Annotated in this window: 12 protein-coding genes; 5 read left to right on the plus strand and 7 right to left on the minus strand. The window is 41.5% G+C overall.

Annotated features, from left to right (window positions below; all coding sequences use genetic code 11):
• Nucleotides 1–180 precede the first annotated feature (180 nt).
• On the plus strand, nt 181–1,227 hold the full coding sequence (locus BCY91_RS16725; RefSeq protein ID WP_120183196.1) for a GIY-YIG nuclease family protein: 1,047 nt from the start codon (nt 181–183) through the stop codon (nt 1,225–1,227).
• A gap of 807 nt (nt 1,228–2,034) precedes the next feature.
• Here the strand turns inward: BCY91_RS16725 and BCY91_RS16735 are convergent.
• Both BCY91_RS16735 and BCY91_RS16740 read right to left on the minus strand, forming a co-directional pair.
• On the minus strand, nt 2,035–4,539 hold the full coding sequence (locus BCY91_RS16735; RefSeq protein ID WP_120183197.1) for a TonB-dependent receptor domain-containing protein: 2,505 nt from the start codon (nt 4,537–4,539) through the stop codon (nt 2,035–2,037).
• Between the two features lie 103 nt (nt 4,540–4,642).
• Entirely contained in the window at nt 4,643–5,953 is a 1,311-nt protein-coding gene (locus BCY91_RS16740) for a DEAD/DEAH box helicase (protein ID WP_120183198.1), read from the minus strand.
• Between the two features lie 171 nt (nt 5,954–6,124).
• Here BCY91_RS16740 and BCY91_RS16745 point away from each other — a divergent pair, with 171 nt between their 5' ends.
• From BCY91_RS16745 to BCY91_RS17920, 3 genes are all read left to right on the plus strand, one after another.
• Entirely contained in the window at nt 6,125–6,940 is an 816-nt protein-coding gene (locus tag BCY91_RS16745) for an N-acetylmuramoyl-L-alanine amidase (protein WP_120183199.1), read from the plus strand.
• A 213-nt stretch (nt 6,941–7,153) separates the two neighbouring features.
• On the plus strand, nt 7,154–7,363 hold the full coding sequence (locus BCY91_RS17915) for an ORF6N domain-containing protein (RefSeq protein ID WP_245989232.1): 210 nt from the start codon (nt 7,154–7,156) through the stop codon (nt 7,361–7,363).
• A complete protein-coding gene (locus BCY91_RS17920; protein WP_245989233.1) occupies nt 7,363–7,614 on the plus strand; it encodes a hypothetical protein in 252 nt (83 codons plus the stop codon). The genes BCY91_RS17915 and BCY91_RS17920 overlap by 1 nt, the downstream gene beginning before the upstream one ends.
• A 5-nt stretch (nt 7,615–7,619) precedes the next feature.
• Here the strand turns inward: BCY91_RS17920 and BCY91_RS16755 are convergent, their stop codons facing one another.
• Nucleotides 7,620–8,954 carry a rhamnogalacturonidase gene (locus tag BCY91_RS16755; protein WP_120183200.1) on the minus strand — a complete coding sequence of 445 codons (1,335 nt, stop codon included), beginning with the start codon at nt 8,952–8,954 and terminating at the stop codon, nt 7,620–7,622.
• Between the two features lie 170 nt (nt 8,955–9,124).
• Between BCY91_RS16755 and BCY91_RS18115 the strand changes: the two genes are divergently transcribed.
• The gene (locus BCY91_RS18115) at nt 9,125–9,346 is read left to right on the plus strand and encodes a DUF2442 domain-containing protein (protein ID WP_120183201.1); all 222 of its coding nucleotides are present in this window, start codon (nt 9,125–9,127) and stop codon (nt 9,344–9,346) included.
• A gap of 80 nt (nt 9,347–9,426) precedes the next feature.
• On the opposite strand, the gene BCY91_RS16765 is transcribed toward BCY91_RS18115, so the two are convergent.
• From BCY91_RS16765 to BCY91_RS16780, 4 genes are read right to left on the minus strand one after another with little or no spacing between them, the layout of a single operon-like run.
• Nucleotides 9,427–9,945 carry a DinB family protein gene (locus BCY91_RS16765; protein WP_120183202.1) on the minus strand — a complete coding sequence of 173 codons (519 nt, stop codon included), beginning with the start codon at nt 9,943–9,945 and terminating at the stop codon, nt 9,427–9,429.
• On the minus strand, nt 9,926–11,128 hold the full coding sequence (locus BCY91_RS16770; protein WP_120183203.1) for a sensor histidine kinase: 1,203 nt from the start codon (nt 11,126–11,128) through the stop codon (nt 9,926–9,928). The genes BCY91_RS16765 and BCY91_RS16770 overlap by 20 nt, the downstream gene beginning before the upstream one ends.
• A gap of 37 nt (nt 11,129–11,165) precedes the next feature.
• Nucleotides 11,166–11,933 carry an exodeoxyribonuclease III gene (locus BCY91_RS16775; RefSeq protein ID WP_120183204.1) on the minus strand — a complete coding sequence of 256 codons (768 nt, stop codon included), beginning with the start codon at nt 11,931–11,933 and terminating at the stop codon, nt 11,166–11,168.
• Nucleotides 11,933–12,625, minus strand: coding sequence for a peptidylprolyl isomerase (locus BCY91_RS16780; RefSeq protein ID WP_120183205.1), 693 nt, complete (start codon nt 12,623–12,625; stop codon nt 11,933–11,935). The genes BCY91_RS16775 and BCY91_RS16780 overlap by 1 nt, the downstream gene beginning before the upstream one ends.
• Nucleotides 12,626–12,764 lie beyond the last annotated feature (139 nt).

Raw genomic sequence — 12,764 nt, forward strand, 5'->3', positions numbered from 1 at the left:
TTTAATCTGCCCAAACGCTTTAAATATTGCTTTTAAAAATTAAGGACTGAACCATAGGTCCAACCCTCTATCTACCTATGAAAAAACATGCCCTTTGGGAGGGCAAATAAATTTAGTATTAATAATTTATAAAATATAGTAGTCGGTTTTATTAATTTAACTCTATTAAAGTAATTAAACATGGGACAGTATATTTTTTGGTGTTCAACAAATGGTCATCAAGATGATTGGTTCATACAGGCAACTTCAAAAGATCAAGCTGTCGACTATTTCATAAAAAATTTCGGATATGATGATGAAGAAGTTAAGACCAGGCAAGTATTACTGTTGCCAGAAAGTTTCAATCTTAAGAAAGCAAGTCCACTAACAAGTCACAAATTGAAACGTTTGGGATTTGAAATCTTACTTAAAGATTCTCCACGTATAGTCAGATATCATGGACGATTATATAAGGAAGGCTCATATATTGAAAATGTTGACTTCACAAATGAATTGAAGGTTTATTTATTCAAAGTTACAGGTGAAGATTATTATAAAATTGGTCATACCAAAAATATTAGACGAAGAGTTAAACAAGTGTTAGGAGAATCTCCATATCAAGTAACAGTAGAAAATTATTTTATTACACCAGCTGCCCGACAAATTGAAAAGGAAATCAGAACACTTTTTCAAAAATTTACTACTGCCAAAGAATGGCTTACCCTTGATGATTGGACTGCTTCAATAATCATGGTTGTGTTTGACTTATACAGAATAGAATTTAAAAATAATAAACCCTCTTATAGTCCTCCCTTATATTTTACTGCCTTGCTTTCAGAACTAAAGCATCTAATCCATTTAAGTAACTATAAAAGAAAACCAGACAATGAAAGTGTAATTCGACTACAGTGTGTATATGATATCGTTCAACAATTAGATGTTGAAGTTGTAATTGCTAAAACTCCCAATATGCTCGCAAAACGGATAAAATACCATGAGCATCAGATAAAAGAATTACACGAAGAATTATTAAAAGAACATAGTTATTGGAAGGTTGGAGATATAGCTTTTAACAACGAAGGAGAGAAATTTCTGATTGTGGAAGTTCAAGCCCATTCTTATGAAGATGAGAAGATGGAGGTTACTGCCCGTTTCTTATTATTGGTTAAACGTTTTTTAAAATCTGGAGAGTTAAGTAAAAACTCATTTTTTGCAAATTCAAGTATTCTAAAAAAAGAGAAGCTATAAATTTAGTGTTCTTGAAAGATTGAATCAGATAGATTAAATTATTCTTTGTCAAAACGAATTATATCAATAACTTTAATTATAGTTTTTTGCAGAAAGTGAAACAGTTGTAAAAAGGCGGTGCGTAATTCGGTGCGTCAACTAGCTATCAACATATAAAGCATTGAAATTCTGTAGTTTATAAAGGGGAACAAATTCCCCTAGGGGCTACCCTAAAGGAAAGGTTGGATTTATCTCCAGCCTTTTTCTGTTTATAGCCTAAAACCCTACTGTTGTTAGAGTTCCGAAGGGTTTTAAGGATTTAAGAATGGTTGAGAGGGATCAAGGGAAAAGTTGGGGGGATAATGAATATTTCATTTTCTTTGTATCGGATTAACAACCTCTATTTTGACTCAAGCCAGCAACACCTTAATCAGTCTATTACTTCCAGAGGTATTTTGGATTATTTCGGAATTAACTGAAGTCGACGAAGATTCATCTGGACTCCATATCTATCTTGAAGAGAACAACATAGAGCCTGCCGGTTACAATAAAGCAGATCTTGAATCCAAGGGATTCTTTCCTGAGATTAGTATCTAGGACTTTCCGGTCCGGGGCCAGAAAGTGGCTCTGTGTATAAAAAGGCGCGATGGACGGTCAAGGCCAGCGGAGAAATCATCGCCAGAGACTGGGATTTGATAAAAAAGGGAGGCGGATGACAACAGAATTCGGTCTTTTTTTAAAAGGGAATATTTGGATAACCACCCGATCAGCTGTTACCACTTAGGCCATTATTTTCAGGTTGACGGCAAACAACTTCAGGAACAGTATCTAGTTGCCCATCACACCGCCGCCTTGTGCGCCGCCGTTGTTTTCTCCCTGCTTTAAATCATCGTTACTTACCCCGCGTTTCGGCTTATTGCTCACTTTTAACGAGCCAAACCGCCAGCTAAAGTTTACGCCCACCGAGCGGAAAGGGATAGAAAAGTTGCTGCGTTGGGTAAAATCGGCGCTTTTGATTTCAGATTCGAAGTTTTTACGGTCGTTAAACGGATCAATAACGTTTATGCCAATACTACCTTTTTTATCAAACAGTTCTTTCTTTAAACCAATGTTCCACATGCTAAAGGAAGGGTTTTTACCCTGAAAGCTTCTACGGGGCGAGCTGGTAATCAAAAACGTTTCTACCGTAAAACCTTGTGGCAACAAATAAGTAGCACTTGCAAAAGCGTTGTACATCAAATAAGTTTTATCGTTGTTTGCGCCGCTTGCGCCCGCGCTTTGGCTGTTTAGCTGAATATCGTACGAGTTTACGTTTAAATTGGCACGTAGGGTAAGCGGCTTAATAGGATTTACCGAACCAAAGAAGTTAAATCCGTACGAGTTATTGGAGCCCACGTTAGTATAGGTTGTTAACGAGCCTGTTTTGCCGTTATCTAAAGTATAATTACTCACCACGCTTTCAATGATGTCGCTGGTCCGGCGGTAGTAAACAGAAGCATTAATTACCGTGGTTTTGATAAAGGTAGAGTAGTTGAGCTCAAAATTATCCGAAATCTCTGGGGATAGTTTAGGGTTACCTTCGCTTGCATTTAATGGATCCGAGCTATCCCGAAAAGGATTTAAGTAAAATAAACTAGGGCGCTGTATACGCTGGTTGTAACTTAGCTTAACCGTTTGGAAGTTTTTAAAACTGCGCGATAGCACCACACTTGGCGTAATGTTATGGTAACTGTTGTCGATATTGTTTTTTGCGCTTCCGTTGTTTGCGTTGCCGTCTATCACGGTCGACTCGACTCTGGCGCCTGCTTTAACCCCATATTTTTTGGCTAAAGTAAAACCGAAAGTAGAGTAGGCTGCATAAACGTTTTGATTGTAGTTGTACAGATAATTTCTGTCGGGATTGCTCACCGTGGAGTTATTGTAAGGGTAAAACACTTCTACTTCAGAGTCGTTGCTGATATCGCGCAGAATAGTTTTTGCACCAATTTCCCATACCACTTTCTTGAAAGGGTGCACGTAATCTATCTGGAAAGTTTTTTCTTTATTTATTGCATCGCTGTTGCCCAGTTCTGATGAATCTTGGATGCTACTGCCGGTAGGAAACAAAAAATCCGAGCGATAGTCGTTATCCAAGTTGCTGCGCGTAAATTGGAAAGCAAACGAAATTTCCTGACCTTCTTTTTTAAATTTATGGGTATAGTCGTTATTCCAATCGTAGCCAATCACGCGCGTTTTAGTGTCGCTTTTGCGGTTAAACTCGTTGTAAATATTGCCAAACTGGTTTTGGTTAAGGTTGTTGCCATCAACAGAAAACTGAAACCAGTTTAGCTTTAAGCTGGTGCTGATGGAGTTGTAGTTGTTGATATCATAATCTGCACCTACAGAGCCGTTGCTGGATAAACGCTCGGTTGTGCTTTCGCCGCTCTGCTTTAAAACAACCGATTGGTCATTGCTGGTTTTGTTAAAACTTAGTTTTGAGGTTTGTGGCCAAGAATAGTAGCCGCCCGCATTTCCGGATAAGGTTAAACGTCCTTTTTTAATGTTAAGGTTTCCATTTCCGCTGTTTTGGCGGGTGCCAACTCCTGCATTTATCGAGCCGCTAATTCCTTCTAAATTAGATTTTTTGGTGATGATGTTTACGATGCCCGATGTGCCTTCTGCATCATATTTAGCAGATGGCGAAGTAATTACTTCCACACTTTTGATCTGATCTGCCGGAATGGCTTTTAAGGCATCAGCCATGTTGCCCGCCATGGTGCCAGAAGGTTTTCCGTTAATCAATACCTTCACGTTACTGCTTCCACGTAACGAAAGATTTCCTTCGTAATCTACCGAAAGCAAGGGCACTTTTCGCAATACGTCGGTCGAGTTTCCTCCTGCCACAGCCACGTCTTTCTCGGCGTTGTACACAATCTTATCGATTTTATTTTCTATGATGTTGGCCTGCCCAGTTACCGTTACTTCTTTAAGCACTTTGTTGCTCGGCGAAAGCCTAATTTCCCCCAAATTCAAATCGGGTTTTGATAAGGTGGTTTCTACTGGGTCAAGCACTTTGGTGTTGTAACCAATAAAAGATACGCTTAAGCGATATCTGCCGGGGCGCACGTTCTCAATTTTAAAAACGCCTTTTCCGTCTGCCAAAGAGCCGTTGCTCGATTTTGTTTGCCCGCTTTTAGCCAAAGCAACCGTTGCGTACTCTACCGGCTTGCCACTTGCCGAGTCAATAACGGTGGCGGTAATTTTTCCGGTAATGGTATTTTGCGCCGCACCGGGGAACTGGGCAAAGCCAAGTGCAGAAACAAATAGTAAAAAAGATAAGTAAATAAATTTCATGGTTTATGCTGATTTTTTGCAACAAAATGCCGTGATGAACAATTTTAAATTCTTCAAATAGATTGGGTAAAGGCCGTATTGTTACAGCGTAACAAATTTTATGTTACCACCGTTTATTTTTATGATACGATTTTTTGGATGCGGAAGCACTTTCATTGTTTGCCGATGATTTGCGGTGCGCGGGCTTACTTTTATGCCCTGTTTTAGCCGGGTTTGATTTGTTTTGCGCAGGCTTCGGTTTTCTGAAATCTTTGGGGTTTTTCTCTGGTACAATGCCTTCAAACGGAAAGGGATGATTGTTAACCACAGGAATCTGCCTGTTTATCAGTTTTTCAATATCTTTTAAATAGGCTTTTTCCTCGGCATCGCAAAAAGAAATGGCTGTGCCGTTTGCGCCGGCGCGTCCTGTTCGGCCAATGCGGTGCACGTAAGTTTCAGAAATATTAGGTATCTCATAGTTTACCACAAAAGCCAGCTCGTCAATATCAATTCCGCGCGCTGCAATATCGGTGGCAACCAAAACCCTCAATGTTTGGTCTTTAAAGTTTGATAAAGCGTTTTGCCTAGCGTTTTGCGATTTATTTCCGTGTATAGCTGCCGCTTTAATTCCTTTGGCGTTCAGCACTTTTACCACTTTATCTGCACCGTGTTTGGTACGCGTAAAAACCAAGGCCGTTTTAACTTCCGGATTATCCAAAATATGTATCAGCAAGCCGTTCTTGTTTTTCTTATCTACAAAATAAACCGCTTGGTTAATGGTTTCTGCAGTAGATGAAACCGGCGTAACCTCTACTTTTTTAGGATTGTTTAAAATGGTATTCGCCAGCTTGGCTATGGCCGGAGGCATGGTGGCAGAAAAAAACAGCGACTGCCTTTTTTTAGGGAGCAGGGCAACAATTTTATTTACATCGTGTATAAAACCCATGTCCAACATGCGGTCCGCTTCATCCAACACAAAAAAATTAATGTCTTTTAAACTAATGAAACCTTGGTGAATTAAATCCAACAAACGGCCCGGAGTAGCTACTAAAATATCAACGCCCCGCTGTAAAGCGTCTGTTTGTGCTTTTTGGCCTACGCCACCAAAAATAACGGTATGTTTTAAATGCAGGTTTTTGCCATAATCGGCAAAGCTTTCTCCAATTTGTATGGCCAGCTCGCGCGTGGGCGTAACAACCAAAGCTTTAATCTTGCGCGAGCCTTTCTGCTGGTGCCCTTGCTGGTGCAGTAGCTGTAATATCGGGATGGCAAAAGCCGCGGTTTTTCCGGTGCCGGTTTGGGCGCAGCCTAGCAAATCATGCTCTTCTAACAATAATGGGATGGCTTGGGCCTGTATAGGGGTGGGGTTGGTGTATCCTTGTGTTTGCAACGCCTTTTGGATGGGCGCAATCAACTCTAAATCTGCAAATGTCATGTGTTGTATATGAGGTTTTCCTTTGTAAAAGGTGAACGCAATGTGCGCAAAGGTAGTTTAATATATTGATGTATAGTGCAACAAAAATACCGGCGACCTTAGGTTTGGCAAAGCTTTGGCGCAGTTTTTCGCAATTTTAACCTAATTTAGCGCCACATAAAAATTAGTCAGATGCGCGCTCTTCTTCTCTCTGTTTCGTTGGCAAGCCTATTATTTGCCTGCGCTCCAAAGCCCTATCAAAAAGCTCAAAAAATCCACGAAGAGAAAGTTAAAGAGGTCATCACCAAAATTGATGAGCATCAAGCCCCCGAGCTTTACGACAGCTTAGGCAACGCCATAAAAACAGCATACATCCCTACGGTTAACTTTGGTTCGCGCCGGCCCGATTTTGTGATTATCCACCATACCGCGCAAGATTCTTTAGCGCAAACCATCAAAACCTTTACCCTAGAGCATACGCAGGCCAGCGCGCATTATATTGTAAGTCGCGATGGCGAGGTGGTGCAAATGTTGAGCGATGATTTACGCGCCTGGCACGCCGGCTTAAGCAAATGGGGCAACAATACCGATATGAACTCGTGCTCTATTGGGATTGAGCTGGACAATAACGGCAAAGAACCTTTTAGTGAAGCACAAATTAACAGCCTGCTTATTTTATTGGCCAAGCTGAAAACAACTTACAATATCCCGGTGGCTAACTTTATCGGTCATGCCGATGTTGCGCCCAAAAGAAAAGCCGATCCCAGCATTTTGTTTCCTTGGAAAAAACTGGCCGATGCAGGTTTTGGTTTATGGTACGATATGCCCAACGCTTTACCGCCGGCAAACTTTGATGTTGAAGGTGCTTTGCGTCGTATAGGTTATGATACTAGCAATTTGTCCGCCGCCATCATCGCGTTTAAGCGACATTTTGTGCAAATAGAACTTAGCGCCGTAATGACCAGCTGGGACAAATGTGTGCTGTATAATTTGTACAAAAAGTATTAGGCCGGGGTTGGAGCAGGATGAGAGGGTAAAGAAAAAAGATCTTTTTTGAGATGCTTTTTTTGATTCTAAAACTTTTCTTTCATTGAAAAAATAGCCTGCAAATTTATTTTTGGTTAAACCAAATCTACTTATGAACGCGCTAATCAACCAATTGTAACTGTCTCAGACGAGAATGTAATCAACAAAATATACGAAATACGTGGTTTAAAGGTAATGCTGGATAGTGACCTTGCCGAGCTTTATGGGGTGGACACAAGAGTTTTGAATCAAGCGGTGCGAAGGAATATTGATCGTTTTCCTGAAGATTTTATGTTCCAACTTCAGCAAACTGAATGGGAAAACTTGATGTCACAAATTGTGACTTCAAACTGGGGAGGTAGGCGTAAGTTGCCCTATGTTTTTTTACAGAACATGGAGTTCTGATGCTCTCTAGCGTGCTCAACAGTGTGCGTGCCATTCAAATGAATATCCAAATTGTGTGGATCTTCTCAAAGCTTCGTCAGCTTTTGACAGAAAATACCGAGCTGCGCCTTGAAATAAAAGACATCAAAGACAGGCTGACGAGTCACGATAAAAGTATCACAACAATTTTTCAGTTTGTTGATCAGCTTGTACAACAAAAAACCGACCCACCTAAAAGAAGACGGATCGGCTTTAAGCCCGATGACTTATAAACGTTTTAATCTATCGTCTTTCCGTTGACAACTACATTTTTAAAGGTTACGCCGTCAATAATACTTTTATCGTACTTGTCGTTTTTAGCTTCCACCTTTAAGTTTTCGAAGGTGAAATTCGCCAGCCTATCATGTTTGGTGATAGCAATATCAAAAAATACATCACACTTAACATCCAGATTACGCATGGTGATGTTTTGCGAGTAAGACAGGGGTGCTTCTTTTTTGCCTTTCAAATCAAAAAACTGAGTCCAGGGCTTTACAAAAATCATGCTGTAAGCGTTTCCGGTTACATTTTCTACGGTTACATACTCGTATTTCTGTGGGGTATCCGGACGCATTTTAAGCCATAAAATCCGTTTCGCTTCATCTACACGGCAATTGCGCATCAACACGTTTTTATTGTGGATGGATTCGCTACCCAACGTTAAAGCCGAGTGGCAAAAGCCAAATTCGCAATCTTCGATTAAGATATTGGTGTTAGGGCCGTTATTTTTGTCTTCATCTGCCCAAGGGCCTTTGCCACCTTTTAAGGCAATGGCATCATCGTTTACAGACATGTAGCAGCCTTTAATCAACACATTGTTACAAACATCTATATCAATGGCATCTGTGCTGGGCGCACGTACCGGCTCATGTGGCGAGCGGATATCTACATTAATAATTTTAACATTGTTGCACTGGTAATAGTGGCTGGTCCAAAAACCCGCATTGTGCAGCTTCACGTTTTCTACCTGCACATTGTTACTGTTCCAGATAAATACCAACCGCGGACGAGAAACCTCTAAGTTTGTGCAATTTGGGTTAATGGTGCGGCGTAACCAAAATGCGTCCCAAAATTTACGGCCGTTGCCGTCAATGGTACCTCCGCCAGAGATGGTAAAGCCGTTTACACCATAAGCGTTAACCAATGCCGCGTAATAATCCAAATTTTGACCTTCCATACGCGAAGGAATTTTTGGATAATTCGCAATATCATCAGAACCTTTAAGCTTGCCGCCCTCTACCACGTGCAAATGCGTTTTTGGTTTAAAAAATAAAGCACCGCTTAAAAACACACCTTTCGGGATAAGCACCGTGCCGCCTTTTTTTGAGGCTAGGTCTATTACTTTTTGGATAGCTTCTGTCTGCAGCAAATTACTGTCTTGCTTAACGCCATATTTAGTAACATCATAAACTTTTCCGTTCTTCTTTACGTTTACTGGGCTAGTATCGCTAAACCAAGCGGGTATGGGTGTGCCATCCGGAAATTGGTTTCCTTTAGCCGTTTGCCCCAAAGCCACATTTGCCCCAAATGCAATACCCAATAAAGTGATAAAACTTTTAATTTTTAATGACATGATTGTTTAATGGTTTGTTGGAACTTGCAAGATAACACCATTTATACAATATCGCATCCCGTACCGTCTGTTAGGGAACAGTTTTATAGTTAGAAATGATTTTGTAAATTTGATAGTGCCGACAATACTTTTTATTTACGGGTAGAGATTGTTTTTTTTAAAGCTAGATTATGATTGATACTCGGATTGTTGACTCGATTGAATTTATAGAGGATTGTTTATGTCTAACAGTTAATGGTAAAAAGTATACCATCAGTTTGATAGAGGTATCCCAAAAGTTACTAAATGCCTCGGACATAGAGCGTAATTTCTATAAAATTTCTCCATCCGGCTACGGAATTCACTGGCCACTGCTAGATGAAGACTTAGCAATAGCCCATTTAATCAATTAGATCCAAAACAAATGTAAGCGCATAAAAAAACGCTTTATCTTAATACTCCCTACTCACTATTCACCACTAACTACTCTCCATTACTTCAAATACCGCTCGCGCAATACGTTAAAATGATGCTCAATATGCCCTACAATAATAAACAGCAAGGCGCCTACAGATACCGTTGTTCCGTTTGCTGTTCCTTTTTTGCGTAGATCGCTTTCGCTTAAAGATTTAAAGAAAAATAGGTTAGCCTGACGCAACATCACCAGCTCATCTACCAAATCACTAAAAGTATATTGGCTAATGTCTGTGCTAGCCACATACGCGTCCTGATCGTAGCCCGGCAATTCAGTTTGGTCATTGCGGGCAATGCGCAAGGCACGGTAAGTCATAATGCGTTCCGTATCAATCAGGTGCGATAGCACTTCTTTTACTGTCCATTTGCCATCGGCGTAAGCGAAATCATATTTGTTTTGGGGGATATCGGCCAAGAAATCATCAATGCTGTTGAGCTGATTTTTTAAACGCCTTAAAATTGGCTGATTGCCGGCAGATGCCAGTTTAATATATTCTTCGTAATAGGGTGCGTATTCGTTAGCGAATGGTTGGTACATAATTTAAACTGCTTTTAATAATTATCCTAAACGTGGTGCCTTTGCCCAGTTCAGATTCTTTCACAAATATCTGTCCTTTATGGTAGTTTTCAATAATACGGCGTGTAAGCGACAGTCCTAAACCCCAGCCGCGCTTGCGGGTGGTAAAACCGGGCTGAAAGATAGCTTCAAATTTAGAACGCGGAACGCCTTTGCCGGTATCGCAAACATCGATATAAATTTGCTGTTTAGCGATGTTTTCTGTGATGTTTACCGAAATTTTTCCTTCGCCCTCAATGGCGTTTACCGCATTTTTCAGCAAATTCTCTATCACCCAATCAAATAAAGGCACATTTAATAAAGCTTCCTGGTTTTGATCGCCGGTAACTTCAAAGCTGATTTTATCGCTTACGCGGATGCTGAAATAATCCACATAATCTTTGATGGTTTGATACACGGGATGGCTGGTCAATATCGGCCTCGAGCCTATTTTAGAAAAGCGGTCCGCTACAATTTCCAAGCGTTTTACATCGTTTTCCATCTGCTGGATCAGCGGGTCATCTTCGGCATCAAACTTATCTTTCAGCAGCTCTACCCAAGCCATCAGGGAAGATATCGGTGTGCCCAGCTGATGCGCCGTTTCTTTGGCCAAGCCCACCCAAACCTGGTTCTGTTCCGTTCGGCGCGAGGAGTTGAAAATGAGGTAAGCCGTCATCAAAAACAGGCCGATAATGCTGAGCTGGATGTAGGGAAAAACGCGCAGTTGCGTTAGCAGAAAGCTGTCTTTATAATAAACGTACTTCACCTTTCCGTTCATTTCTATCGGGATGGCCTCGTGCTGCGCTTTCATGCTTTTGAGCTGGCGCAAGAAATACGCAGGGTCGTAAACGCGGCCGGTATCAATCTTATAAAAGGTTTTTGTGGTGTCTAAAGCGGTATAGGTAATAATGGAATCTTTGTCGTCTGTAACAATGGCCGGCACCACCAAGCTGTCTTTTACGGTAAAAAGGTAGTTCATCATCTCCTCGTTATCCGTCTCAAACATCTTTTTAAAGCTCTGGCTCCAAACTTCGGCACGGGTGCGTTCTGATTTTGAAATGCCACGCACCAGCAAATCTGTGTACCAAAGCGAGGTAGCGGCAATAATCATAGCCGCCACCAGCAAAAGGTAGTTCCAGCGCCGTTTATTTTCGTACAAATTCATTGAGCTATACCTAACGTTTTTGCGTTGCGCTTGTTGTTCAAAATGCCAGTTCCAGTAAAACCGGACAATGGTCCGAGTGTTTAGCTTCCGGTAAAATGGCCACCCGTTTTAAATGTTGGGCCATTTCGTTTGTAGCCATGTGGTAATCAATGCGCCAGCCCAAGTTTTTTCCGCGCGCACCGGCACGGTAGCTCCACCATGTATAATGGTGCGGATCGGCGTTGAAATGTCTAAACGTATCTATAAAACCCAGGTTCACAAAGCTGTCCATCCAAGCACGCTCTTCGGGCAAAAAACCCGACGATTTAGCGTTTGATTTTGGGTTGTGGATGTCGATAGCCTTGTGGCAGATGTTATAATCGCCCGAGATAATTAAACGCGGAAATTCCAGTTTTAGGCGCGCAATGTAATCTGCAAAATCATCCAGAAACTGATATTTAAATAGCTGCCTTTCTTCGCCGCTGCTGCCGGAGGGGAAGTAGGCGCTGATGACCGAAAAATCCTCAAAATCTGCGCGTATCACACGTCCTTCCCGGTCGTAAGCTTCTATTCCGCAGCCGTATTCTACATGTTTAGGTTCTGTTTTAGAAAGGATAGCCGTACCGCTATAGCCTTTCTTTTCTGCCGGGAACCAATAATGTTTGTATCCCAACTGCTCTAAAAGCACAATGTCGGCAATTTGGTCTGGCGTAGCTTTAATTTCTTGTAAGCACACTACATCCGCATCTGTCGCCTGCAACCAGGCCAGCCAATCTTTATTAATGGCCGCGCGGATGCCGTTTACATTGTAAGATATGATTTTCATCAATTGCCTTTCAAATCTTTCAGTAAATGTTTCAGTTCTTTGCCTTCCACTAAAGAAACGCTCATTTTAATATCCGTCAGCGGACGGTCGCTGCGGTCGGTTTTTACGGTGCAAATATTATCTACCATTTGCATGCCTTTTACCACCTCGCCAAAAACAGTGTACGAGCCGTCCAAGAAAGGCGCCCCGCCCGATGTTTTGTAAACTTCGCGCTGTTGTGGTGTAATTTTCCACGTTTCGGCCCTGCCGGCGTTCATCCCGTCTAGTTCGGCATCGGTATATTTTTTACCCTGAACGATGTAAAACTGAGAACCGCTGGAGGCTTTCGCCGGATTGTTATCGCGCGCAGAAGCTAATGCGCCACGTTTATGAAAAATGCCCGGCACAAACTCTGCGGGGATGGTATAACCTATATCTCCGCTGCCCAGTTGCTCTCCAGGTTTTGCCGTTTTAGAAAGCGGATCGCCACCCTGAATCATAAAATTTTGGATTACCCGGTGAAAGAGCGTGCTGTCTAACGTGCCTTCTTTTGCCAGTTTGATGAAGTTGTCGCGGTGTTTCGGGGTTTCGTTATACAGCTTTAGATAAACGGTGCCGTAATTGGTGATAATTTTAATATAGGTGTTCTTTGGTTTAGCCGCAAAAGCGGTAAAACAGAACAAGGTAAATAGGAGCGTAAAAAATTTAGTCATGCCGTTAAAGTAAAAATTAAAAAATCAAAATTAAAAAGTCAGAAGCTAAACCCGTAGCTTTCTAATTCAAAATTTGGAAGTCAAAAGATATAGCGCGCCAAAAATTGAAATTAAACTTCACGGATAAGATACGATGCTT

It is taken from the genome of Pelobium manganitolerans (assembly GCF_003609575.1).
Taxonomy (GTDB): Bacteria; Bacteroidota; Bacteroidia; order Sphingobacteriales; family Sphingobacteriaceae; genus Pseudopedobacter; species Pseudopedobacter manganitolerans.